Here is a 23,486-nt window from a genome sequence, read left to right as displayed (position 1 = left end):
CATGAGTGCTTCGGCAGGCTCAGCACGCGTGGCGACGAGGGTGATCGAGACCCGCTCCATCGAGGTCGTCCCGGACGCGGAACGGCACGGCACGCCGGTCAGCCAGTTCACGCTCTGGTTCGGCGCCACGACGCAGATCACGGCGGTGGTCGACGGCGCGCTGGCGGTGGTCTTCGGCGCCGACCCGATCTGGGCGATCGTCGGGCTGCTGATCGGCAACCTGCTCGGCGGCGCGGTGATGGCGCTGCACTCGGCACAGGGACCGCTGCTCGGGCTGCCGCAGATGATCAGCAGCCGGGCCCAGTTCGGTGTCTTCGGGGCGGCGATCCCGCTGGTGCTGGTGATCGTCATGTACCTCGGCTTCGCGGCGACCGGCACCGTCCTGTCCGGGCAGGCGATCAACCAGATCATCGGCGTCTCGGCGCCCTGGCTCGGGATCGTGATCTTCGGCCTGCTGACGCTGTTGATCGCGTTGCTCGGCTACAAGGTGATCCACCGGATGGGCCGGATCGCCACCGTCCTCGGCGTGCTCGGCTTCGGCTTCCTCACCGTCCAGATCCTGCGCACCGTCGATCTTGGTGCGCTGATCGGAGGTGCGCAGTTCGCCTGGCCGCCGTTCCTGCTCAGCGTCGCGCTCGGCGCCGGCTGGCAGCTCACCTTCGGCCCGTACGTCGCCGACTACAGCCGCTACCTGCCGCGGACCACCAAGCCCCGGACGACGTTCACCTTCACCCTGCTCGGCAGTGTGATCGGCTCCCAGTGGTCGATGACGCTCGGGGCGCTGGTGGCCACCCTGCCGGCCCGGGACGGGAAGTCCTTCCTGGCCGACCAGGTCGGCTTCCTCGGCTCGATCGCCGGACCCGGATTGGCCGCGATCGCGATCTACCTGGTGATCGTCAGCGGCAAGCTCACGGTGAACAGCCTGAATGCGTACGGCGGCTTCATGTGCGCGCTGACCACGGTGGCCGGATTCACCGGCACCGCGACGATCAGCCGCCGGGTCCGGACCGTCTACATCGCCGCGTTCATCGCGGTCTCGGTGATCATCGCGCTGGCGGCGTCGGCGGACTTCCTGGACAACTTCAAGAACTTCGTCCTGGTGCTGCTGATGGTGTTCACGCCGTGGAGCGCGATCAACCTGATCGACTTCTATCTGATCTCCAAGGAGCGGGTGGACGTCGACGCGCTCTACGACCCGGACGGACGGTACGGCCGCTGGAACGTGCGGGCGCTCGCCTGCTACGGCATCGGGGTCGTCGTCCAGATCCCGTTCCTGGCCCAGAAGCTGTACACCGGCCCGATCACCGAGCTGCTCGGCGGCGCCGACATCTCCTGGATGGTCGGCCTGGTGATCACCGGTCTGCTCTACTACCTGCTGGCCCGGCCGCGGTCGGTACGGGAGGCGGCATGACCAGCGGACGCGTGACCGAGCTGCTGGCCGAGCTCGAACCGATCGGCCGGGACGCCGGCACCGGCGGCTTCCGGCGCTACGCCTGGACTCGCGATGATCATGAACTCGGGTCCTGGTTCGAGGCCGAGTGCGCGGCTCGCGGGCTCTCGGTCACCGAGGACCGGGCCGGCAACCAATGGGCCTGGTGGGGCGATCCGGATGCGGCGCCGGGGCGGGCCGTGGTGACCGGATCGCACCTGGACAGCGTCCCGGACGGTGGCGCGTTCGACGGCCCGCTGGGCGTGGTCAGCGCCCTGCTCGCCGTGGACCGGCTGCGTCAGCGCGACTTCGAACCCGCCCGGCCGATCGGGATCGTCCGGTTCGTCGACGAGGAGGGAGCCCGGTTCGGGGTCGCTTGTGCCGGGTCCCGCGTGATCACCGGCGAGCTGCCCGCGGACCGGGCGCTCGGTCTCGCCGACGCCGACGGGATCACGCTGGCCGAGGCTCTGCGGAGCACCGGCCGCCGACCCGATGATCTTGGTCCGGACCCCGAGGCGCTGCGCCGGATCGGCACCTTCGTCGAGCTGCACGTCGAGCAGGGCAAGGGACTCGTCGGCCTCGGCGCGCCGGTCGGGGTCGGCAGCGACATCTGGCCGCACGGCCGGTGGCGGTTCGACTTCCCTGGCGTCGCCGATCATGCCGGCACCACCGCGCTGACCGACCGGTCCGACGCCATGCTCGGGCTGGCCCGGCTGGTCCTCGCCGCCCGTACCGCGGCGGAACGGAACGGCTGCCTGGCCACGGTCGGCAAGACCCGGGTGGAACCCGGCGGCGTGAACGCGATCCCGTCGGCCGCGACCGCCTGGCTGGACGCCCGCGGCCCCGCCGAGGATGCCGTACGGGCCGCGCTGGCGGAACTCACCGCGTCGGCGGCGAGCGACGGCGGAACGATCACCGAGGAGTCCTGGACCCCGGTGACCCGGTTCGATCCGGACCTGGCCACCCGGATCGCCGTACTGCTGGGCCGTGAGGCACAACGTTCCCTGAGCTTGTCGAAGGGCAAGACCGGATCCGACCGCGCCCTTCGACAGGCTCAGGGCACGGAGGAACCAGGGCCGGTGCCGATCCTCGGCACCGGCGCCGGCCACGACGCCGGGATTCTCGCCCGGGCAGGGATCCGGACGGCGATGATCTTCGTCCGCAACCCGACCGGGGTGTCCCACTCCCCCGCCGAACACGCCGAACCGGACGACTGCGAGGCCGGCGTGGACGCACTCGCCGCCGTCCTGGCCGACCTCGCGAGCGACTCGTGATCACCTACTGGGCGGAGCACGCGTGGCTGCCGGACGGCTGGGCGGAACGGGTCCGGTTCGCCGAGGCCGGCGGCCGGTTCACTGCCGTGATCACCGGCGTCGAGCCGGAACCGGGCGACGAGCGCCTGGCCGGCATGGTCTTCCCCGGCTTCGCGAACGCCCACTCGCACGCGTTCCACCGGGCCCTGCGCGGGCGCACCCAGTCCGGCCGGGGCAGCTTCTGGACCTGGCGGGAGAGGATGTACGCCCTCGCCGGCCGGCTCGACCCAGACAGCTATCTGGAACTCGCCCGGGCCTGCTACACCGAGCTGGCGCTGGCCGGGTTCACCGTGGTCGGCGAGTTCCACTACCTGCACCATGATCACGAAGGCCGTCGGTACGCCGACCCGAACGCCATGGGCCGGGCCCTGCTCCGGGCAGCCGCCGAGGTCGGCCTGCGGATCACCCTGCTGGACACCGGCTATCTCGCCGGCGGGCTGGACCGGGCCGGGCACCGGGAGCCCGACCCGGTGCAGCGGCGGTTCTCCGACGGCGACGTCGACCGCTGGGCCGGCCGGGTCGCCGACCTGATCCCGGCCGAGGCGGAGCCGGCCGGGCTGACCAGGATCGGCATCGCGGCCCACTCGGTGCGGGCGGTGCCGGCCGCGGCGCTCGGCCCGCTCGGCGCGGCGTTCCCGGACCGCCCGCTGCACGTCCACCTGAGCGAACAGCCGGCCGAGAACGAGGCCTGTCTGGCCCACTACGGCCGGACCCCGGCCCGACTGCTCGATGATCATGGCCTGCTCGGCCCCCGGACCACGGTCGTGCACGCCACCCATCTGACAGGCGACGACATCGCCCGGCTCGGCGGGACCGGCACCTGTGCCTGCTTCTGCCCCACCACGGAACGGGATCTGGCCGACGGCATCGGGCCGGCCCGGGAACTGGCCGGCGCCGGCGCGCCGCTCTCGCTCGGCACCGACCAGCACGCGGTGATCGACGCGTTCGAGGAGCTGCGCGGACTGGAGCTGCACGAGCGGCTGCAGACCGGTGAACGGGGCCGGTTCGCCACCGCGGAGTTGATCACCGCCGCGACCGCGACCGGCTACCGCAGCCTCGGCTGGACCGACGCGGGCGGGATCGCAGCCGGGCAGCTGTGCGACTTCGTGGTGGTCGACCAGGACTCGCTCCGGACCGCGGGCAGCCGGCCGGACCAACTCTGTTACGCGGCCACGGCGGCCGACGTCCGCCGGGTCGTCGTCGGCGGCCGTACCATCGTCGCCGACGGCCGCCCGGCCGGCGGGCTGCCGGACCTGACCATCCTCGACCGCCTGTGGGAGGACCCTTCGTGACCGCCACCCTGATCACCGGAATCGGCCAACTGGTCTCCTGCGACGGCAGCGGACCGGAGGGTCTCGGCGTCCGCGACGATCACGCGATGATCGCCGAGGGCGGCATGATCACCTGGATCGGCCCGGCCGGCGCGGCACCCGCCGCGGACACCATGATCGACTGCGACGGCCGGACCGTGATCCCCGGCTTCGTGGACAGCCACACCCATCTGGTCTTCGCCGGCGACCGGGCCGCGGAATTCGCGGCCCGGATGACCGGAGCACGGTACGACGGCGGCGGGATCGGCACCACCGTGGCGGCGACCAGGGCCGCCGACGATGATCGACTCCGGACCCTGATCGCCGGCCGGGTGGCGGCGGCCCGGGCCCAGGGCACGACGACGCTGGAGATCAAGAGCGGGTACGGACTGACGGTCGACGAGGAGGTCCGAGCACTCCGGCTGGCCGGCGAGGTCACCGCCGAGACGACGTTCCTCGGCGGCCACGTCGTGCCGGCCGAACTCGCCGCCGACCGGGCCGGCTACGTCGACCTGGTGCGCGGGCCGATGCTCGCCGCCGCAGCGCCGTATGCGCGCTGGATCGACGTCTTCTGCGAGCCGAACTCCCCGCACGCGTTCACCGCCGAGGAGTCCCGGACGATCTTGACCGCCGGCGCCGCGGCGGGCCTGGAGCTCCGGGTGCACGGGAACCAGCTCGGCCCCGGTCCCGGCGTCCGGCTGGCCGTCGAGCTCGGTGCCGCCAGCGTCGACCACTGCACCCATCTGACCGACGCCGACGTCGACGCGCTGGCCGACGCCGCGGACACGACGGTCGCCACCCTGCTGCCGGGCGTGGAGTTCGCCACCCGCTCGCCGTACCCGGACGGTGGCCGGCTGATCGCCGCCGGCGTCTCGCTCGCGCTCGCCTCCGACTGCAATCCCGGCACCTGCCACTCCTCGTCGATGCCGTTCATGATCGCCCTCGCGGTACGGGAGCTGGGCCTGACCCCGGCCCAGGCGCTGCTGGCCGCGACGGCCGGCGGAGCACAGGCTCTGCGCCGTACCGACATCGGAGCGATCACGGTCGGACGGCGGGCCGACCTGGCCGTGATCGACGCTCCGTCCTACCTGCATCTGGCCTACTCGCCGGGCATGGCGCTGACCCGTGCCCTCGAGCTCTGAGGTCAGCGGAAGAACTGCTCGCTCTCGGTGCTGACGATCTCGCCGTCGACGTCGAAGATCGACAACGGGTCCTCGAACTCCTCCTCGTCCGGCTCTTCCTCGTCCTCGATCTCCACCGGGTCCGGCCGCAGGATGATCGTCTCCGACCACAGCGGGCGGACCCCGCCGGCACCCCACAACCCGTCCGGACCGCGTGCCGAGACGATCAGCCGGATCGCCCGCGACACGGTCATCGGCGCCGGGTCGAGTTCCGGCGGCGGCGCCGAGCCGGCTTCCACACCGGCTCGGGCGCCGTCGGCCAGCAGGGCCGGCTCGTCGACGATCATGAAGTCGGTCCGGGCCAGCCTGCTGATCAAGGTCGAGCCGTCGTCGTCGGACTCCGGTTCGGGCTCCTCGACGCTGTCCTCGAACGGCGCCGGCTCGCCGCAGTGCTCGAGCAGTGCCTGCGCGTAGTCGGCCAGCAGCTCGCGGACCGCTTCCGCGGCGTCGTCGACGTCGGCCAGGTCGGAGTCCTGCCGGGCCCGGGCGGCGAGCTCGATCTGTGTCCCGAGCGCCTCCTGGAGGCGCTCCCCGGCTCGCCGTACCGCAGCGGCGGACTCGTCGGAGAACTCAGGTTCCATGATCACCAGGCCGGGTCGATGAAGGAGTACCAGCCGTCGGCCAGCGGCCGGTAGACGATCGGGCCGGACAGGTCCGCCGTCGGGTCGTCCGCCTGGGGGCGCTGGGCCCGGTCCGGCCCGTCCGGCAGGTAGGCGAACCCGGCCCCGTTGAGCAGCCCGCCCTCCGGCTCGTAGTAGAGGAAGCCGGTGCCGATCGCGGCGCACCGGCTGATCGGGAAGTTGCCGATCCGGGTCGGGCACGGACCCTGCCAGACCCCCTCCTTCGGTGGCTGCGGCTGGCCGGCGACCTCGTCGAACGCTGCCCGGTGCAACTCGAACCGGGCCCGCAGCGGCACCCCCGACTCGGCGAACACGAACAGCCCGACCAGGATCACGGCGCCGATGATCACCGCCGGTACCAGGGTCCGCCGGGCGAAGCAGATGATCCCGTTGATCACCAGGAACGAGGCGGCGACCAGGCTCAGCCCGACCCCGATCACCCCCATGATCACCTGCGAGCCCGGAACGCTGTTCGCCCACGCCAGCAGGACTCCGGCCACGGCGGGCAAGGCGATCGCGATGATCAGGACCGCCAACGGCGGCTGCCAGGGCAGCCGTGGCGTCGGCAGCGGCTTCGGCGAGCGCGCCTTGGGTGCGGACATGCCGCAAGAGTATTCGCTGCCGTATCCTCCGGAGGGTGCACATCGTTGTCGACGCCGCCGCGCTGGCCGAGGCCGCGCCGTCCGTGGCCCGAGTCGTCCCCAACCGGCCGACCACCCCGATCCTGGCGGGCATGCTGATCGAGTCCGGTGCGGGCACCGTCACCCTGTCCGGCTTCGACTACGAGTCGTCGATCCGGGTCACCGTGCCCGCCGAGGTGTTGCGGCCCGGCAGCGTCCTGGTCCCGGGCCGGCTGCTGGCCGAGATCGCCGGCGCCTTCCCGGCCGGCCCGATCGCGATCACCGCGGACGGGAACGAGGCGGAGCTGACCGGTGAGGGCACCTCGTTCGTGCTGCAGACGCTGCCGGTCGCCGACTACCCCGCCCTGCCCGACGCGCCGGCGGTGTCCGGCTCGGTCGACCTGGCCGAGTTCGACCGTGCGGTGCACCAGGCCGTCATCGCGGCGGGCCGGGACGAACTGCTGCCGATCTTCACCGGTGTGCTGATCGACATCGACGGCGCCGAACTGACCCTGATGGCCACCGACCGCTACCGGATGGCCGTCCGCACCCTGGCCTGGGAGCCGTCCGATCCGCAGGCGAAGGCCCAGCTCCTGGTGCCGGCCCGCGGCCTCGGCACGGTGACCCGCGGGCTGCTGCCGGGCAGCCGGGTCGACCTCGGCTTCGACCCCGACCCGGCCGGCGTGCCCACCGTCTCGTTCGGCGGCCGCAGCCGGTCCGGCGAGGTGTGGCAGACCTCGCGGCTGATCGACGGCGCCTACCCCGACTTCGGCCCGCTGCTGCAGGTCTCGCCGGACACGACGGTCCGGGTCGCGACCGCCGAGCTGCGCGAGGCCGTCCGGCGGGCGGCGCTGGTGCTCGAGCGGAACACGCCGTTGCGCCTCCTCGTCGATGATCAACACTGCTCGCTCACGGCCGCCTCCGCGACCGCCGGCCGGTCCAGCGTGACCGTGCCGACCGTGAACGAGTTCCTCGCCGAGGAACGGATCGGCCTGGCCGGCTTCAACCCCGGCTACCTGACCGACGCGCTGTCCGTCGTGGACACCCCGTACGTCGAGCTGGCGATCACCGAACGCCAGCGGCAGTGCCTGGTCACCGGGATCGCCGAGCTGGAAGGGAATCCGGAGACCGGCTACCGGCATCTGATCAAGACGCTCCGGCTCGGTAACTGAGGCCGGCCAGCAGATCGCGGAACTCCTCGGCCCAGCTCAACGTGCGGCGCAGCTCGTCGCAGCGGGCCCGGGCCCGCTCGTGGCAGTCGGTCACGTAGCCACGGGCCGCGGCCTGCTCGTCCGGTTCGGCGTCGGCGCGCTCGAGGGTGGCCAGCGCGCTCAGCAGCCCCTTCATCTCGTCGAGCGTGAAGCCGAGCGGTTTCATCCGCCGTACGGTGATCAGCCGGGCGATGTCGTCCTCGGTGTAGAGCCGGAAGCCGCCGGCCGTGCGGGCCGACGGCACCACCAGGCCGGTCTCGTCCCAGTGGTGCAGCGTCCGGATCGACAGGCCGAGCCGTTCGGCCACGACCCCGACCTGCATCGGCCGCTCGACCTCCCCTGCCGATGTGCTGTCGTCCGCGTGATCGGGCATGGCCCTAGTGTGCTCCGGCGCCGAGCTTGCCGGTCAGCCTGGTGTGCCAGGCCCGGCTCGGTTCGTTCAGCCCGACCACCTCGACCCGCTTGCCGTGCTGCCGGTACTTCACCTCGATCGCGTCCAGCGCGGCGACCGTCGACGAGTCGTAGATCTGGGACGCGCTGAGGTCGATGATCACGTTCTCCGGATCGCCGACGTAGTCGAACTGGGTGACCAGGTCGTTGCTGGAGGCGAAGAACAAGGCGCCCCTCACCGCGTACACCCTGGTGTTCTCATCGGGGTGGGCGACGTCGACGACCTGGGTGAAGTGGGCGATCCGGCGGGCGAACAGCAGGCAGGCCACGATCACGCCGAGGATCACCCCGGCCGCGAGATTGTGCGTCACCACCGTGACCACGACCGTGGTGACCATGATCGCGGTCGCACTGATCGGCAGCCGGCGCAGCGTCCGCGGATCGACGCTGTGCCAGTCCATCGTGCCGACCGACACCATGATCATCACCGCGACCAGCGCCGCCATCGGGATCAACGCAACGATGTCGCCCAGCACCACGACCAGGACCAGCAGGAACCCGCCGGCCAGGAAGGTCGAGATCCGGGTCCGGGCACCGGACACCTTGACGTTGATCATGGTCTGGCCGATCATCGCGCAGCCGCCCATGCCGCCGAACAGCCCGGTGACCAGGTTCGCCACGCCCTGGCCCCAGCCCTCCCGGGTCTTCGAGCTGTGCGTGTCGGTGATGTCGTCGACCAACTTCGCCGTCATCAGCGACTCGAGCAGGCCGACCAGCGCCATCGCGAAGGCGTACGGGGCGACGATCTGCAGCGTCTCCCAGGTCAGCGGGACCTGCGGCAGGAACAGCGTCGGCAGGCTGTCCGGCAACGCGCCCTCGTCACCGACCGTCGGCACGTCGATCCCGGCCAGCACGGTGACCAGGCTGAGCACGATGATCGCCACCAGCGGCGCCGGGACGACCCGGGTGAAACGCGGCAGCAGCACGATGATCGCGATCCCGACGGCGACCATCGGATAGACCGCCCACGGTACGCCGATCAGGTGTGGCAACTGGGCCAGGAAGATCAGGATCGCCAGCGCGTTGACGAAGCCGACCATGACGCTGCGCGGGATGAACCGCATCAGCTTCGCGACGCCGAGCAGGCTCAGGCCGATCTGGAACAGTCCGGCCAACAGCACGGTGACGATCAGGTAGTCCAGGCCATGATCACGAACCACCGGCGCCACGACCAGCGCCACGGCTCCGGTCGCCGCCGAGATCATCGCGGGCCGGCCGCCGACGATCGCGATCGTGACCGCCATCGTGAACGAGGCGAACAGGCCGACCCGCGGATCCACGCCGGCGATGATCGAGAACGAGATCGCCTCCGGGATCAGGGCCAGCGCGACCACCAGCCCGGCCAGCACCTCCGTCCGCAGTCGTCGCGGCGACCGCAGGGCGGCCAGGACCGAGGTGGATTCGGGCTGGGCAGGCGCGACGGACGACATCCGGTACCCCGATCGATCAGAGGGACGGCAGGTGGACTGAACCGCGGTGATGCATCCCCGGAACCGCGCGTCGTCGAGCGCGAGAACTCATGACCGACAGCGACCCTAACGTGAGGGGAGATTTACCGTCCAACCCCTAGACCGGTCCGATGTCTGCCCGGGCAGGTCGGCCGGCCCGGATTCCAGCGAGCCTGGCGACTTTCGTCTCGGCGAAGCCTTGCCAACGAGTCATCGGATGTTTATCGTGATACCTGGTTGCCCAAACGTTTGTGCAACGGGTCCCCAAACGTGCGAGGAGGCACTGGTGAGGACGGTCGAGCTCTCCGCCGCGGTGGAGCAACCCGCAGCAGCCCGGCAGATCGCTGCCCGACAGCAGTCCCTGGCCGCCCGGTGGCGGAAGAGCCTGCGCCGGCACTGGCAGCTCTATCTGCTGATCATCCCGCCACTGCTCTACTTCGTGGTGTTCAAGTACGTCCCGATGTCCAACATCGTCATCGCGTTCAAGAACTACAGCGTGGTCAAGGGGATCTGGGACAGTCCGTGGGTCGGGCTGAAGAACTTCGAGCTCTTCTTCCGGAACCCGGTCTTCTGGACCTTGATCAAGAACACCCTGCTGCTGTCCGGGTACGCGATCCTCGCCGGCTTCCCGCTGCCCCTGCTGCTCGCGCTGATGCTCAACGAGGTCCGGCATCGTTGGTTCCGCAAGACCGTCCAGCTGGTCACCTACGCGCCGTACTTCATCTCCACCGTGGTGATCGTCTCGATGATCATCCTGCTGACGGCGCCGCGTCTCGGCCTGGTCACCAAGACGTTCGGGTTCTTCGGCGTCGACGCACCCGACCTGCTCGGCAACCCGGACTACTTCCGGCACATCTACGTGTGGTCCGACCTCTGGCAGACCACGGGCTACGCGGCCGTGATCTATCTCGCGGCACTGTCCGCCGTCGACCCGGCCCTGTACGAGTCGGCCCGGGTCGACGGGGCCTCCCGGCTGCGCCGGATCTGGCACGTCGACCTGCCCAGCATCATGCCGACCGCCATGATCATCCTGATCCTGAGCGTCGGGAGCATCATGGCCGTCGGGTTCGAGAAGGCCTTCCTGATGCAGAATCCGCTGAACCTGTCCGAGTCGGAGATCATCGCCACCTACGTCTACAAGACCGGCCTGCTCAACGCCGACTTCGGCATCGCCACCGCGGTGGGCCTGTTCAACTCGTTGATCAATCTGGTGCTGCTGCTGGCGGTCAACGCCGTGGCACGCCGGCTGAGCGGAAGCGGACTGTGGTGAGCGGCACGAGGACGACCCTGAGCACCGCGGCGGAACGGACCCGGCAGCCACCGCGCCGGATCAAGGAGTCCCGGATCGATCTCGTCTTCCTGATCGCGGTGTACGTCCTGCTCGCCGTCGCGGTCATCATTGTCGTGGCACCGCTGCTCCACATTCTGAGCAGTTCCTTCTCCAGCCCGGAGGCGGTCTCCTCCGGCCAGGTCCTCCTGTGGCCGGTGGACTTCTCGATCCAGGGTTACCAGGCGGTGATGGCGAATCCACAGATCCTCACCGGCTACGGCAACTCCTTGTTCTACACGGTAGCCGGAACCGTGATCAGCACTGCACTGACCGTGGCGATCGCCTACCCGTTGTCGCGGAAGAACTTCATGGGCCGCAACGTGATCATGGTCCTGGTCCTGTTCACGATGCTGTTCAGCGGCGGTCTCATCCCGACCTATCTGGTGGTCCAGGAGCTCGGCATGCTGAACACCCGGTGGTCGCTGCTGATCCCGAACGCGATCGCGGTCTGGCAGGTGATCATCGCCAGGACGTACTTCCAGTCGGCGATCCCCAACGAGCTCACCGAGGCCGCCGAACTCGACGGCTGCGGCGACCTGCGCTTCCTCTGGTCGGTGGTCCTCCCGCTCTCCAAGCCGATGATCGCCGTGGTCGCCCTGATGTACGCGATCGCGCAGTGGAACTCCTACTTCGACGCGCTGATCTATCTCAAGGACGCCGACCTCTATCCGCTGCAGCTCGTCCTGCGCAACATCTTGATCTTGAACACGCAGTCCACCATCGCCGACCCGGCGCTGCAGATGGAACGGCAACGACTGGCGGATCTCCTCAAGTACTCGTTGATCGTCGTCGCCAGCATTCCCGTTCTCCTGATCTATCCCTTCGTCGCCCGGCACTTCACCAAGGGTGTTCTGGTCGGCGCGATCAAGGGCTGAATCCCAACCACGCAAAGGAGCGTCATGTCTCGCCCAACCGCCCGCACGCTGCTCGGCCTTGCCCTGGCCGCCTGCCTCACGATCGCCGGAGTGGCCTGCAGTCCGAACGAACCGGAACAACAGGAGGACATCGGTGGCACGGCCGAGATCTCGGTGATGTCTCCGCAGGGCCCGGACAGCAACCTGGCCGCCAATCCCTTCACCAAGGCGATGGAGCAGAAGTTCGACATCAAGTTCAGCTGGCAGACCACCACCTACGATGCCGGCCCGGCCGCCGAGAAACGCCAGATCGCCCTCGCCAGTGGCGACTATCCGGATCTGTTCCTGCTCATTCCCTGGGTGGATCAGTTCAAGTCGGCGGAACTGCTGAAGCTCGGCCAGCAGGGTGTCGCCCTGCCGCTCAACGACCTGATCGCCGAGCACGCGCCGAACATCCAGAAGGCGCTGGACACCTTGCCCGACTTCAAGGCCATGGCCACGGCACCGGACGGCAACATCTACGGCCTGCCGCAGTGGGTCGACTGCTACCACTGCACCTACCAGGCCAAGCTGTGGATGAACTCGGCCTGGTTGAAGAAGCTCGGGTTGAAGCAGCCGACCACGACCGAGGAGATGCGCGACGTTCTGCGCGCGTTCAAGACCAAGGATCCGAACGGGAACGGCAAGGCGGACGAGGTTCCGATCTCGGCATCGCTGCAGGACGCCCTGATCCCGTACTTCATGAACTCGTTCATCTACGACCCGCAGGGCACCAGTGGCAACAACCGAGGAACGCTGGTCCTCGACAACGGCAGGGTGGATGATCAGGCCAACAAGGAGGGCTGGCGGGAGGGGCTGCGCTACATCAAGTCCCTCCACGACGAGGGCTTGATCGACAAGGGCGCGTTCACGCAGAACGGCGAGGCCCTGCTCCGGATCGGCGACAACGCCGGCGCACCCATCCTCGGTTCGGCGACCGTGCTCCATCTGGGCCAGGCCGTGAGCCTCGACCAGGAGGACGCACGCGACAAGGACTATGACGCGGTCCCGCCGTTGACCGGCCCGACCGGTCTGGCCTACGCCGCGTACAACTTTCCCTCCGCGCCCGGCGCGACCTTCGTGCTCACGAACAAGGCCACGAAGACCGATCAGGTCGCCGCGATCAAGCTGCTCGACTACATCTTCACGACCGAAGGGCACCTGGCGGCCCACATCGGCCAGAAGGGTGTCGAATGGACCGACCCCGGTCCCAAGGACAAGGCCCTGGATCCCAATCTGAAGCCGCTCTTCAAGCTGACCGACAGCGACGAGGAAACCGGCTGGGGCGCCGTCGCGCAGTACAACAACACCAAGGAGTTCCGGAATGCCCAGGCCGTCCCGGACGACATCTACAGTTCGGCCGGCTACGAACGCCGCCTGTTCGAGGCCACGAATCTCTACGCCGGCAAGGAGAATCAGGCGGCGATCTTCCCGTACTGGGGCGTCTGGGTGGATCCGGCCGACGCCAGCGAGATGGCGACCCTGCAGACCAATCTGGAGAACTACGTCGCGCAGAACTCGCTGCAGTTCATCACCGGATCGAAGAACCTCGACACCGACTGGGACGCCTATGTCCAAGGGTTCCAGGGCCTCGGTCTCCCCCGCTATCTGGAACTGCTCCAGACGGCCTACGACAAGTCCAGCGTCAAACGTTGAAAGGGATCTCCACCATGGCGGAACACGCACCGAGCGGACCGTTCGCACCGACCCTCGACTCGCTGCGCGGGTTCACCTGTCCGGACTGGTTCCGGGACGCCAAGTTCGGCATCTGGTCGCACTGGGGCCCGCAGTCGGTACCGATGTACGGCGACTGGTACGCCCGGAACCTGTACGTCGAGGGCTCCGATCAGTACCGGTTCCATCTCCGCCGGTACGGCCACCCGTCCCAAGTCGGTTACAAGGACGTGCTGGCACAGTGGCGGGCCGAACGGTTCGACCCCGAGGCCTTGATGGGCCGTTTCGTCGCGGCCGGTGCCCGCTACTTCGTCGGGCAGGCGATGCATCACGACAACTTCTTCAACTACGACTCCGCCCTGCATCCGTGGAATTCGGTACGGGTCGGACCGAAGCAGGACATCACGCAGCTGTGGAAGGACGCGGCGACCAGCCACGGGCTGCCGTTCGGCCTGACCGAGCACCTGGGCGCGACGTTCAGCTGGTGGAAGGTCAACAAGGGCAGCGACCGGAACGGACCGTTCGCCGGAATCCCCTACGACGGTACGGATCCGGCGTCGGCCGACCTCTATCTCGACAATCGGGAGCACTACCGGCCCGGTGATCACGGCCTCGATCCCTGGTACACGCCGAACCCGGGCTGGCACCAGCACTGGCTCGACGTCATGATCGAGATCATCGACAAGTACCAGCCGGACCTGCTCTACTCGGACGGGCCGCTGCCGTTCGGCGAGCACGGCTATCGGGCCGGGCTCACCGCCGTCGCCCATCTCTACAACAGCAGCGCCGCCCGGCACGACGGAGCGAACCAGGCCGTCTACACGCAGAAGGACCGGCGGCCGGAGATCTACGGCGTCGGTGTGCTGGACGTCGAACGCAGCCAGGAGCCCGAGATCAAGCCCGACGCCTGGCAGACCGACACGTCGGTCGGCGACTGGTTCTACAACGTACGGGACGTCTACAAGACGCCGACCCATGTGATCGAGATGTTGATCGACATCGTGGCCAAGAACGGCAACCTGCTGCTGAACATTCCGCAGCGACCCGACGGAACCGTGGACGACGAGTGCCTGCATCTCCTTGATCAACTGGGTCGTTGGATCAGGGTGTGCGGAGAGGGCCTCTACGGCACCCGCCCGTTCCGCGTGTCCGGCGAGGGGCCGAGCAGCGTCCGCATCGAGGGCTTCACCGAGGAGGCGGTCTCCTGGACGAGCCAGGACTTCCGGTTCACCACCAAGGGCGACACCCTGTACGCCTTCCAGCTGCGTCGGCCCGATGATCACCGGGCGGTGATCCGGAGCCTCGAAGCGGCCGACCGGATCAAGGCCGTCCGGCTGCTCGGGGCGGGACCGGTCGAGTTCGCCGTCGCCGAGGGCCTTCTGGTGGCCAGGCTGCCGGAGCGGGCGCCCCACGAAGGGCCGGTCTGCCTCGCCCTCGAGTACGCGGGGCCGCCGCGATGAGATGATGCGCGGGACCGGAGGGAGGGACTGCGAGAGATGGTGCGCCTGCGCGACATCGCCGAGCAGGCGGGCGTGTCGATCGGCCAGGTGTCGCGGATCCTGAACAACGACCCGAACGCCCGCGCGGCCGCCGCGACCAAGGACAAGGTGCTCCGGGTGGCCGACGAGCTCGGCTACCGGCCAAACGTCGTCGCCCGGGCCCTGCGCGCCGCGAGGTCGGACACCATCGGCGTGCTCGTGCCCGACATCACCAACCCGTTGTTCTCCGGACTGTTGAAGGGCATCGAGGAGGAAGCCGAACGGCGCGGCTACACCGTGCTCCTCGGACGGTCCGAGCAGGTCCGCAGCAGCGGGCAGTTGGCCCGGATGATCGAACGCGGCCGGGTCGACGGCTTCATCCTGCAGGCCACCGACGACACCAGCCTGGACGCGCTGTCCCGCCTGGTCAGCCACGTGCCGTCGGTGCTGGTGCACGGGCGGCTGGAGGGCCGGCCCGGCAGTGTGCTGATGGACGACGCCGGGGCGGCCCGGCTGGCGACCGAGACGCTGATCGCCCGCGGCCATCGCCGGATCGCCCTGGTCGGCGGTCTGCCGAACATGATCACCGCACGACGCCGCGAGGACGGCTATCTGGCCGCCCTGCGGGCCCACCGGATCCCTGTCGATCAAGGACTGATCACGCGACTCGGCTATGCCCTGGGGTCCTCGGCGGCGGCCCTCGACCTGCTGCTGTCGAGCCCGGGGAAGGCTCCGACCGCCGTCGTCGTCGCCAATGTCAACGCGGCCATCGGGCTGCTGACCGCGGCCCAGCAGCGTGCCATCCGGGTCCCCGGCGAGCTGAGCGTGATCACCATCCACGACTCCTGGATCTGTGATCACAGCTCACCGCCGCTGACCGCGCTGCGGATGCCGGTCGAGGCGATGGGCGCGGAAGCCGTCCGGCTGCTGCACGAACGCCTGGCCGGCGGCCGGCCCGCCGACCTGGAGATCACCGACCCGCCGGCCCGGCTGATCGAACGCAAGTCCGTCCGCACCCTCGGCTGAAGGCTTGAGTTCAAGGCAGCTTGAGGTTGCAAGGTGGTCGGCATGGACAGCTATGACGACCTGGACCGCCTGATCGGGTTGATGACCGGGGACGAGAAGCACGGGCCGAGCGCGACATCGACGCTCGACGTCCTGTGGGTCCTGTACGACCGCGTCCTCAACGTCTCCCCGCAGACGGTCGACCGGCCGGACCGGGACAGATTCCTGCTCTCCAAGGGACACGGGCCGATGGCCTACTACGCGGTGCTGGCCGCGAAGGGGTTCGTCGACGAGAAGGTGCTGCCGACGTTCGGCGGATACGACTCGCCGCTCGGGCACCATCCGGACCGGCTGCTGATCCCCGGCGTGGAGATCTCCAGCGGTTCCCTCGGGCACGGGCTGCCGCTCGCGGTCGGGCTGGCGCTCGGCCTGCGGGCCCGGCCACCGGGCGGCGGCCGGCCGCCGCGGGTGATCACGCTGATCGGGGACGCCGAGTTCGACGAGGGGTCCAACAGCGAAGCGGTCGTCTATGCCGGTGCGGTCGGGCTGGCCGACCTGACCGTCGTGGTGATCGACAACCACTCCTCCAGCCACGGCTGGCGCGGCGGGATCGCGAGCCGGTTCGCCGCCGAGGGCTGGCGTACCCACGAGGTGTCCGGCCGTGATCATGAAGCGCTCACGGCCGCGTTCGCCGGCACCGCTCCGGACCGGCCCACCGTTGTCGTCGCCGACGTCGAACCGAAGGGATGATCATGACCAGCATCGCCACCACCGCACCGCACGCCGCGGGCTACGCCGCGAACCTGCGGGACCAGTTCGTGATCACCGCGAGCGAGCTGATCAGGACCGACCCTCGGGTTGCCGTCATCCTGGCCGAGATCACCGCGGACCGGTTCCGGCCGGTCGCCGCGGAGCACCCCGACCGGGTGATCAACGTCGGCATCCGCGAGCAACTCCTGGTCAGCGTCGGCGCCGGGCTCGCCCTGGCCGGGCTGAAGCCGATCGTGCACAGCTTCGGCGCGTTCGTGATCGAACGGGCCTGGGAGCAGGTCAAGCTCGACTTCGGGCACCAGGACCTCGGCGGCGTGCTCGTCGGCGCGTACGGCTCGTACGACTGGCCGGCCGGCGGCCGGACCCATCAGGCACCCGGCGACGTCGCGCTGCTGGACACGCTGCGGGACTGGACGATCGACGTGCCGGGCCATCCGGCCGAGCTGGACCGGCAGCTCCGCCGGGCGGTTCACGGGGACGGCCGGACCTACATCCGGGTCGGCGACGGCCAGAACCCGGAGCCGTATCTCGAGGACGGTCTGGTGCCGCTCCGGCGCGGCCGGCGCGGCACGGTGGTGGCGGTCGGACCGACCTTGCACAAGACCCTGGTCGCCGTCGCGGATCTGGACGTCACCGTGCTCTACGCGTCGACCGTCCGGCCCTTCGACGGGACCACGCTGCGCCGCACCCTGGCCGCGCCGAACGTGATCATGGTCGAGCCCTACCTGGCCGGAACGTCGGCCGCCGAGGTCGCCCGGGTGCTGGCCGACCTGCCGCACCGGCAACTCGGCCTCGGCGTCGGCGACCCCGACCAGCACCGGTACGGCGAACCGGCGGACCATGATCGACTGCACGGCCTCGACCCGGCCGGGCTGCGGAACTCGATCAGTCGGTTCCTGGAAGCGTCCTGAGCAGCCGGCGACCTCGCCGGAGGCTCACCGCGCCCCGGCGCGGACCTTCCGGAAGTAGCCCACCAGGGTGCCGGTCGCGATGAGCCCGAAGACGACCCCGAGCCCGGTGACGATCACGGGCGCCAGCCAGATCTGAAAGCCGTCGATCTCGGCGTCGGACGGCCGGTGGGTGGGATAGCGGACCTGCACCTGGTCGCCGACGGCGTACAGCGCGGTCCCGGAGCCGACGTCGGACGTGAACCGGATCTCTTCCCCGGTGGCGCTCGTGAAGACGACCACCGGGTGGAGGTTCGGCGTGCAGTCCTGGTTCCTGTCGTTCGAGCGGGAACAGTTCAGCCGGCTCTCGTTGTCGACCACCGTGCCCGTCGTCACGGTGCTCTGGGCGAGGAACGTGGCCGTGTTGCCGATCAGGGCGAAGCCGATGATCAACAAGACGAGCGCGGGGATCCCGAAGACGATGCCGGGCCAGAGAACGGGAGCCGAGTCGCTGTCGGTGGGCATGCCGATCAGAGTAGAGGTGACACCGGCCACTCCCGATCCGCCCGCCGGCCGCTCAGCCCCGGACCGGCGCCGACCCTGCCGGCCGGTCGATCCGGTAGAGATGGTGCAGCGGCGGGTCGGCCGGGTTGTCGGGTTCCAGATCGCCGGAGCCGATCCGGGTCAGGCCGGCCCTCTCCAGCGCCCGCCAGGACGGACGGTTCCCGGCGGCCACCGGGACGATGATCGCCGCCGTATCCGGGTGATCGGTCCAGGTCCGCGCCACCAGGGCCATGATCAACTCCGTGCCGAGGCCGCGCCCGGTCAGCGCTGGTTCGCCGATCAGGTAGTCGATCGTCACCGTGCCCGGCGGCACCTCGACGTGGGCGGCCAGCTCGGCGCGGTAGTCGGGATAGTCGTCCAGCCGGGACCGCTGGACGAGCCCGAACGGCCGCTCGTCGAGCAGAGCGATCAGGTCCTCCCCCGGCTCCTCGCCGCGCACTCCCGGCCCGAAGTCGCGTTCGACGCCGGCCGGGGTCGGGTCGTGGTTCCACCAGCGGGCGACGTACGGCTGCGCGAGCCAGCGGCCGAGCAGCGCGAAGTCCTCAGCCGTCACCCGCCGGAACGTGATCTCGGGCTCCCGACGGTCCATCCCCCAGAGGCTAACGGCCGGTCGGAGCCCTCACGTCGACTCGTGGACGGACATCAGGGCGGTCAACGCAGCGGGTCGAAAGGGCGCAGGGCCTCCGGCACGGCGCCGGTCGCGATCCGGTCGGCCAGCAACCGACCGGTGGCCGGGCCCAGCACGATGCCCCACATGCCATGGCCGCCGGCCACGAAGACCCCGGGCAACCGGGTGGCGCCGATCAGCGGCAGGCCGTCGGTGGTGACCGGGCGGGAGCCGACCCACTCGTCGGCCCGGTGATCAAGGTCGAGGCCGGGCAGCAACGCGCGGACGGAGTTCACGATGGCGTCGATCCGGCGCGGTTGCAGCGGCTCGTCCGGGCCCCGGAACTCCATCGTGCCGGCGATCCGGAACCGCCCCTGGTACGGGGTGCAGGCGACCCGCCGGGCCGGGAAGTAGACCGGATGATCGATCGCTCCGTCGACCGTGAAGGAGTAGCCGCGGCCGGCCTGGACCGGCGTCCGGACACCGAGCGGGCGGGCCAGTTCGGGCAGCCAGGCGCCGGTGGCCAGCACCGCGACGTCGGCCGCCTCGGTCCGCCCGTTGCCGAGGTCGACGCGGACGCCGCCGCCGGGCACCTGCTCCACGTCCCGGACCGCCTCGCCGGTGATGATCTTGGCGCCGCGGTCGCGGACCGCCTCGGCCAGGCTCTCCACGAACGGGCCGGGCTCGATGATCCGTTGGCCGCCGAGCGCGTACGCGAACGGAAGGTCGGACACCTGCGGCACCAGCTCCTGCGCGCTGGCCAGCCGGCGCAGCGGCACCTGCTGGCCCGCCGCCTCGACGCCGGCCAGCTCGTGCCGGAAGGCGCGGGCCTGCCGGACCGACTCGAACGCGACCAGGAAGTCGACCTCGCGCGACCGCGCCTCGACTCCGCCCGCCTTCAGTTCGTCGTACGCGTCGAGCGCGAGCCGGTCGATCGGGGTCAGGTCGGCCATGGTCCGGCGCCAGGTCCGCGTGGTCGCGTGACCGATGAAGCGGAGCAGGAACCGCCACAGCCGCGGCTGCAGCCGGACCGGGATGTGCAGGGCGGCGTTCGGGTCGAGCAGGGCCCGCGGCGCGTACGTCCACAGGCTCGGCTCGGCCAGCGGCATCGCGAGCCCAGGAGTCAGCCAGCCGGCGTTGCCCCAGGAGGAGCCGGCGGCGACGCCGGTCCGGTCGATCACGGTGACGTCGATGCCGCGTCGTTGCAGGTGCCAGGCGGTGGCGAGCCCGACCATGCCGGCGCCGACCACCAGGGCGGTCCGCGGTCTCGGAGTGTGGGTGTTCACGCCGCGATCGTGGCCATCCCTTCGCCCGAAGGCAATGACCTCCGAATATCGTTCGGCTAGGGTGCGCCCGGCACGAAGAATCGTCCGAGCGGGTTCATCGAGGAGGGCAGATGCCGAACGACCGACAACCGGCCCGGCTGGACCGGATCGACGAGCAGATCCTGGCCGAGCTGCGCGCCGACGCCCGGCTGCCGATCAAGCTGATCGCCGACCGGGTCGGGATCGCGCCGTCGACCGCGCACGCCCGGCTGCACCGGCTGCTGGAGACCGGGGTGATCACCGGCTTCCGGACCGAGATCAACCAGACGGCAGCCGGCCGCGGCCTGCAGGCGATGATCTCGATCCGGCTGAAGGCGAACGCGCGCGGCGACCTGACCACGTTCGGCCGCTACCTGGTGTCGCTGCCCGAGGTGGAGCGGGTCTACTTCGTCACCGGCGACCAGGACTTCCTGGCCCATGTCGCGGTGTCCGACTCCGAACAGCTGCGCACCCTGGTCGCCAGCACGCTGAGCACCCGGCCCGAGATCGCCAGCACCAACACGAGCGTGATCTTCGATTCGCTCGATCCGTACCACTGACCGGTCAGTCGGTGCCGAGAGCGGCCGGCTCGTCGGTCCGGGTGAGCCGGAAGACCACGTACGGGATCCGGTGCGAACCGCGGCTGATCGAACGCTGGGTGGCGATCGACCGGTGCAGGTGATGCTCGGTGATCATTTCCAGCAGGTCGGCAAGATCATCGCGCATCTCGGTGTGCAGCAGCACCCGGCCCCGCTCCGCCAGATGATCATCGAGACCCTCGAAGAACCCGGTCAGGGTGCGGCGGTCGGCGTCGACCGCGTCCATGATGATCACGTCGAACCGGCCGTCGACCGAGTCGAAGCCGTCGCTGCGCACGACCGTGATCCGTTCCGCGACCCGGTTCCGGACCGCGTTGCTGCGGGCCGCGGCGACGGCCCGGGGCACCAGGTCGGCCGCGATGACGGTGGGCGACTTCCGGGCGGCGAGGACGGCGTTGACGCCGCTGCCGGTGCCGTAGTCGAGCACCCGGTCGGTCTCGGTGACCTCGTCCAGCACGGCCGAGGCGAGCAGGTCGGAGACCCGGGTGATCGGCCTGACACCGGGCGGGACGACGATCCGTACGTCCAGCTGGACGAAGATCGACTCGGTGGCCTCCTCGGGCGACTCCCCCGACATCGCCTCACGCTCCCGGTTCGGCGGCCGGCGGTTCGGCCTCGAGCGGGCTGGACAGGACGACCACGGAATGGGCCTCGACCGGGTGCGCCGACCCGGGCTGCCAGGCCGGTGCGGCGTCCGACTCGGCGAACCCGCTGCTGCTGTCCAGCCGGACCGTCCACTCCGACCCGTACGCCGCGTCGGGCAGGACGAAGTCGATCGGCTCCGAATGCGCGTTGAACAGCAGCAGGAAGCGGTCGTCGGTGACCGGCCGGCCCATCGCGTCGGGCTCCGGGATCGCGTCGCCGTTGAGGAACACCATCAGGCTGCGCGCGAAGCCGGCGTTCCAGTCCGCGTCGTCCATCGGGTGACCGTCCGGCTTCAGCCAGCTGATCTCGCCCGGCTCGGCGCCGTCGGCCGCGCTGGTGCCGTCGGCCAGGAACCGTCGCCTCCGGAACACCGGGTGCGCCTTGCGCAGCGCGATCAGGTCGGCGGTGAAGTCGAGCAGGCCGCGCTGTTCGTCGGTCAGTGCCCAGTCGATCCAGGACACCGGATTGTCCTGCGCGTACACGTTGTTGTTGCCGCCCTGGGTCCGGCCCAGTTCGTCGCCGTGCGCGATCATGGGCACGCCCTGGCTGAGCAGCAGCGTGGTGAGGAAGTTGCGCTGCTGCCGTGCCCGCAGCTGGTTGATCGCCGGGTCGTCGGTCTCGCCCTCGACCCCGCAGTTCCAGGACCGGTTGTGGCTCTCGCCGTCGCGGCCGTCCTCCCCGTTGGCCTCGTTGTGTTTTTCGTTGTACGACACGAGATCACGCAACGTGAAGCCGTCGTGCGCGGTGATGAAGTTGATCGACGCGGTGGGCCGCCGGTCGGAGTGGTTGTAGAGATCACTCGACCCGGTCAGCCGGGAGGCGAACTCGGCCATCGTCGCCGGCTGCCCGCGCCAGAAGTCGCGCACGGTGTCACGGTACTTTCCGTTCCACTCCGACCACAACGACGGGAAGTTGCCGACCTGGTAGCCGCCGTCGCCGAGATCCCACGGCTCGGCGATCAGCTTCACCTGCGAGATCACCGGGTCCTGCTGGATGATGTCGAAGAACGCCGACAGCTTGTCCACCTCGTGGAACTGCCGGGCGAGCGTCGCGGCCAGATCGAACCGGAACCCGTCGACGTGCATCTCGAGCACCCAGTAGCGCAGCGAGTCCATGATCAACTGCAGCACGTGCGGGCTGCGCATCAGCAGGCTGTTGCCGGTGCCCGTGGTGTCGTAGTAGTGCGCCTTGTCCTCGTCCACCAGCCGGTAGTAGGCGGCGTTGTCGACACCGCGGAAGCCGATCGTCGGACCGCGCTCGTTGCCTTCCGCGGTGTGGTTGTAGACCACGTCCAAGATCACTTCGATGCCGGCGTCGTGCAGCGACCGGACCATGTTCTTGAACTCGCCGACCTGCTGGCCGAGCTGCCCGGTGCTGGCGTAGGCGTTGTGCGGGGCCAGGAAGCCGATCGTGTTGTAGCCCCAGTAGTTGGACAGCCCGCGCTCGACCAGGTGGCTGTCGTTGACGAACTGGTGCACCGGCATCAGCTCGAGGGCGTTCACGCCGAGCTTCTGCAGGTGCTCGATCGTGGCCGGGTGGCCGACGCCGGAGTAGGTGCCGCGGATCGCCTCCGGCACCTCCGGGTGGGTCATCGTGAGGCCCTTGACGTGCGCCTCGTACAAGATCATCTCGTGGTACGGCAGCGCCGGCGGGCGGTCGTGGCCCCAGTCGAAGTAGGGGTTGATCACCACCGACAGCATGGTGTGGCCGAGCGAGTCGTCGTCGTTGAACTGCTCCGGGTCGGCGAACCGGTAGGAGTAGAGCGACTCGTCGCCGTCCGGCTGGCCCTCGATCGCCTTCGCGTACGGGTCCAGCAGCAGCTTGGCCGGGTTGCAGCGGTGGCCGGAGGCCGGATCGTACGGGCCGTACACCCGGTAGCCGTAGCGCTGGCCGGGTTCGATCCCGGGCAGGTAGATGTGCCAGATCGCGCCGTCGACCTCGGTGATCTCGACCCGGGTCTCGGCCCCGGCGTCATCGATCAGGCAGAGCTCGACCCGGTCGGCGATCTCGGAGAAGACCGAGAAGCTGACCCCGCTGCCGTCGTAGGTCGCACCCAGCGGGTACGGCTGTCCCGGCCACGTCTCCATCGCATCCTCTCGCCCGGCTCGCCCCGGCACCGGCAGGCGGCGGGGCGCCCATTCTCTCGG

General features: G+C 69.8%; 22 protein-coding genes. 13 read left to right on the top strand and 9 right to left on the bottom strand.

Annotated elements, in window-relative coordinates; all coding sequences use genetic code 11:
* The first annotated feature begins 1 nt into the window (after nucleotide 1).
* The 4 genes from AC6CCG_RS08785 to hutI are packed head-to-tail and all read left to right on the top strand — an operon-like array spanning nucleotide 2 to nucleotide 5,194.
* Nucleotides 2–1,411, top strand: a complete 1,410-nt coding sequence (locus AC6CCG_RS08785) for a purine-cytosine permease family protein (RefSeq protein ID WP_496654112.1) — start codon at nucleotides 2–4, stop codon at nucleotides 1,409–1,411.
* On the top strand, nucleotides 1,408–2,703 hold the full coding sequence (locus AC6CCG_RS08780) for an allantoate amidohydrolase (protein WP_496654111.1): 1,296 nt from the start codon (nucleotides 1,408–1,410) through the stop codon (nucleotides 2,701–2,703). The genes AC6CCG_RS08785 and AC6CCG_RS08780 overlap by 4 nt, the downstream gene beginning before the upstream one ends.
* Nucleotides 2,700–4,034 carry a formimidoylglutamate deiminase gene (locus tag AC6CCG_RS08775; RefSeq protein ID WP_496654110.1) on the top strand — a complete coding sequence of 445 codons (1,335 nt, stop codon included), beginning with the start codon at nucleotides 2,700–2,702 and terminating at the stop codon, nucleotides 4,032–4,034. The genes AC6CCG_RS08780 and AC6CCG_RS08775 overlap by 4 nt, the downstream gene beginning before the upstream one ends.
* A complete protein-coding gene (gene hutI / locus AC6CCG_RS08770) occupies nucleotides 4,031–5,194 on the top strand; it encodes an imidazolonepropionase (RefSeq protein WP_496654109.1) in 1,164 nt (387 codons plus the stop codon). Before AC6CCG_RS08775 ends, hutI begins: the two co-directional genes overlap by 4 nt.
* A gap of 2 nt (nucleotides 5,195–5,196) precedes the next feature.
* Here hutI and AC6CCG_RS08765 read toward each other — a convergent pair whose 3' ends face one another.
* Nucleotides 5,197–5,820, bottom strand: coding sequence for a hypothetical protein (locus tag AC6CCG_RS08765; RefSeq protein WP_496654108.1), 624 nt, complete (start codon nucleotides 5,818–5,820; stop codon nucleotides 5,197–5,199).
* Entirely contained in the window at nucleotides 5,817–6,455 is a 639-nt protein-coding gene (locus AC6CCG_RS08760) for a hypothetical protein (protein WP_496654107.1), read from the bottom strand. Before AC6CCG_RS08760 ends, AC6CCG_RS08765 begins: the two co-directional genes overlap by 4 nt.
* A gap of 35 nt (nucleotides 6,456–6,490) precedes the next feature.
* On the opposite strand from AC6CCG_RS08760, the gene dnaN reads away from it, so the two are divergent.
* A complete protein-coding gene (dnaN, locus tag AC6CCG_RS08755) occupies nucleotides 6,491–7,645 on the top strand; it encodes a DNA polymerase III subunit beta (protein ID WP_496654106.1) in 1,155 nt (384 codons plus the stop codon).
* Here the strand turns inward: dnaN and AC6CCG_RS08750 are convergent.
* Together AC6CCG_RS08750 and AC6CCG_RS08745 are read right to left on the bottom strand one after the other, a co-directional pair.
* Complete coding sequence (locus AC6CCG_RS08750) at nucleotides 7,620–8,057, bottom strand: MerR family transcriptional regulator (protein ID WP_496654105.1); 438 nt, start codon at nucleotides 8,055–8,057, stop codon at nucleotides 7,620–7,622. The two genes, dnaN and AC6CCG_RS08750, sit on opposite strands and share 26 nt — an antisense overlap.
* 4 nt (nucleotides 8,058–8,061) lie before the next feature.
* Nucleotides 8,062–9,564: a SulP family inorganic anion transporter gene (locus AC6CCG_RS08745; protein WP_496654104.1), complete on the bottom strand. Its 1,503-nt coding sequence runs from the start codon at nucleotides 9,562–9,564 to the stop codon at nucleotides 8,062–8,064.
* 304 nt (nucleotides 9,565–9,868) lie between these two features.
* Between AC6CCG_RS08745 and AC6CCG_RS08740 the strand changes: the two genes are divergently transcribed.
* From AC6CCG_RS08740 to AC6CCG_RS08710, 7 genes are read left to right on the top strand one after another with little or no spacing between them, the layout of a single operon-like run.
* Entirely contained in the window at nucleotides 9,869–10,852 is a 984-nt protein-coding gene (locus tag AC6CCG_RS08740; protein ID WP_496654103.1) for an ABC transporter permease, read from the top strand.
* Complete coding sequence (locus AC6CCG_RS08735) at nucleotides 10,849–11,787, top strand: carbohydrate ABC transporter permease (protein WP_496654102.1); 939 nt, start codon at nucleotides 10,849–10,851, stop codon at nucleotides 11,785–11,787. Before AC6CCG_RS08740 ends, AC6CCG_RS08735 begins: the two co-directional genes overlap by 4 nt.
* Before the next feature lie 24 nt (nucleotides 11,788–11,811).
* Nucleotides 11,812–13,461 (top strand): type 2 periplasmic-binding domain-containing protein, encoded by a 1,650-nt coding sequence (locus AC6CCG_RS08730; RefSeq protein WP_496654101.1) that lies wholly within the window; start codon nucleotides 11,812–11,814, stop codon nucleotides 13,459–13,461.
* 14 nt (nucleotides 13,462–13,475) lie between these two features.
* Nucleotides 13,476–14,939, top strand: coding sequence for an alpha-L-fucosidase (locus AC6CCG_RS08725; RefSeq protein WP_496654100.1), 1,464 nt, complete (start codon nucleotides 13,476–13,478; stop codon nucleotides 14,937–14,939).
* 36 nt (nucleotides 14,940–14,975) lie between these two features.
* A complete protein-coding gene (locus tag AC6CCG_RS08720; protein ID WP_496654099.1) occupies nucleotides 14,976–15,983 on the top strand; it encodes a LacI family DNA-binding transcriptional regulator in 1,008 nt (335 codons plus the stop codon).
* Nucleotides 15,984–16,025: 42 nt separating this feature from the next.
* Complete coding sequence (locus tag AC6CCG_RS08715) at nucleotides 16,026–16,712, top strand: thiamine pyrophosphate-binding protein (protein ID WP_496654098.1); 687 nt, start codon at nucleotides 16,026–16,028, stop codon at nucleotides 16,710–16,712.
* Nucleotides 16,713–16,714: 2 nt separating this feature from the next.
* A complete protein-coding gene (locus AC6CCG_RS08710) occupies nucleotides 16,715–17,644 on the top strand; it encodes a transketolase family protein (protein ID WP_496654097.1) in 930 nt (309 codons plus the stop codon).
* Nucleotides 17,645–17,668: 24 nt separating this feature from the next.
* Here the strand turns inward: AC6CCG_RS08710 and AC6CCG_RS08705 are convergent, their stop codons facing one another.
* From AC6CCG_RS08705 to AC6CCG_RS08695, 3 genes are all read right to left on the bottom strand, one after another.
* The gene (locus tag AC6CCG_RS08705; RefSeq protein ID WP_496654096.1) at nucleotides 17,669–18,145 is read right to left on the bottom strand and encodes a DUF3592 domain-containing protein; all 477 of its coding nucleotides are present in this window, start codon (nucleotides 18,143–18,145) and stop codon (nucleotides 17,669–17,671) included.
* Between the two features lie 52 nt (nucleotides 18,146–18,197).
* Nucleotides 18,198–18,773 carry a GNAT family N-acetyltransferase gene (locus tag AC6CCG_RS08700; protein WP_496654095.1) on the bottom strand — a complete coding sequence of 192 codons (576 nt, stop codon included), beginning with the start codon at nucleotides 18,771–18,773 and terminating at the stop codon, nucleotides 18,198–18,200.
* Nucleotides 18,774–18,835: 62 nt separating this feature from the next.
* Nucleotides 18,836–20,077: an NAD(P)/FAD-dependent oxidoreductase gene (locus AC6CCG_RS08695; protein WP_496654094.1), complete on the bottom strand. Its 1,242-nt coding sequence runs from the start codon at nucleotides 20,075–20,077 to the stop codon at nucleotides 18,836–18,838.
* 110 nt (nucleotides 20,078–20,187) lie between these two features.
* On the opposite strand from AC6CCG_RS08695, the gene AC6CCG_RS08690 reads away from it, so the two are divergent.
* Nucleotides 20,188–20,655, top strand: coding sequence for an Lrp/AsnC family transcriptional regulator (locus AC6CCG_RS08690; RefSeq protein ID WP_496654093.1), 468 nt, complete (start codon nucleotides 20,188–20,190; stop codon nucleotides 20,653–20,655).
* Nucleotides 20,656–20,659: 4 nt separating this feature from the next.
* On the opposite strand, the gene AC6CCG_RS08685 is transcribed toward AC6CCG_RS08690, so the two are convergent.
* Nucleotides 20,660–21,271: a 50S ribosomal protein L11 methyltransferase gene (locus AC6CCG_RS08685; protein WP_496654092.1), complete on the bottom strand. Its 612-nt coding sequence runs from the start codon at nucleotides 21,269–21,271 to the stop codon at nucleotides 20,660–20,662.
* Between the two features lie 4 nt (nucleotides 21,272–21,275).
* A complete protein-coding gene (gene glgX / locus AC6CCG_RS08680; protein ID WP_496654091.1) occupies nucleotides 21,276–23,426 on the bottom strand; it encodes a glycogen debranching protein GlgX in 2,151 nt (716 codons plus the stop codon).
* Nucleotides 23,427–23,486 lie beyond the last annotated feature (60 nt).

The organism is Microlunatus sp. YIM B11417, assembly GCF_059617205.1.
Note: the sequence above shows the minus strand (reverse complement) of the source record. Positions and strands in the feature narration are given on the sequence as shown.

Coding starts and splice junctions, on each gene's coding strand:
- AC6CCG_RS08745 (WP_496654104.1), bottom strand. CDS start 9,564: ATGTCGTCCGTCGCGCCTGCCCAGCCCGAATCCACCTCGGTCCTGGCC.
- AC6CCG_RS08760 (WP_496654107.1), bottom strand. CDS start 6,455: ATGTCCGCACCCAAGGCGCGCTCGCCGAAGCCGCTGCCGACGCCACGG.
- glgX (WP_496654091.1), bottom strand. CDS start 23,426: ATGGAGACGTGGCCGGGACAGCCGTACCCGCTGGGTGCGACCTACGAC.
- AC6CCG_RS08750 (WP_496654105.1), bottom strand. CDS start 8,057: ATGCCCGATCACGCGGACGACAGCACATCGGCAGGGGAGGTCGAGCGG.
- AC6CCG_RS08715 (WP_496654098.1), top strand. CDS start 16,026: ATGGACAGCTATGACGACCTGGACCGCCTGATCGGGTTGATGACCGGG.
- AC6CCG_RS08690 (WP_496654093.1), top strand. CDS start 20,188: ATGCCGAACGACCGACAACCGGCCCGGCTGGACCGGATCGACGAGCAG.
- AC6CCG_RS08700 (WP_496654095.1), bottom strand. CDS start 18,773: ATGGACCGTCGGGAGCCCGAGATCACGTTCCGGCGGGTGACGGCTGAG.
- AC6CCG_RS08725 (WP_496654100.1), top strand. CDS start 13,476: ATGGCGGAACACGCACCGAGCGGACCGTTCGCACCGACCCTCGACTCG.
- AC6CCG_RS08685 (WP_496654092.1), bottom strand. CDS start 21,271: ATGTCGGGGGAGTCGCCCGAGGAGGCCACCGAGTCGATCTTCGTCCAG.
- AC6CCG_RS08785 (WP_496654112.1), top strand. CDS start 2: ATGAGTGCTTCGGCAGGCTCAGCACGCGTGGCGACGAGGGTGATCGAG.
- AC6CCG_RS08780 (WP_496654111.1), top strand. CDS start 1,408: ATGACCAGCGGACGCGTGACCGAGCTGCTGGCCGAGCTCGAACCGATC.
- AC6CCG_RS08720 (WP_496654099.1), top strand. CDS start 14,976: ATGGTGCGCCTGCGCGACATCGCCGAGCAGGCGGGCGTGTCGATCGGC.
- AC6CCG_RS08730 (WP_496654101.1), top strand. CDS start 11,812: ATGTCTCGCCCAACCGCCCGCACGCTGCTCGGCCTTGCCCTGGCCGCC.
- AC6CCG_RS08705 (WP_496654096.1), bottom strand. CDS start 18,145: ATGCCCACCGACAGCGACTCGGCTCCCGTTCTCTGGCCCGGCATCGTC.
- AC6CCG_RS08710 (WP_496654097.1), top strand. CDS start 16,715: ATGACCAGCATCGCCACCACCGCACCGCACGCCGCGGGCTACGCCGCG.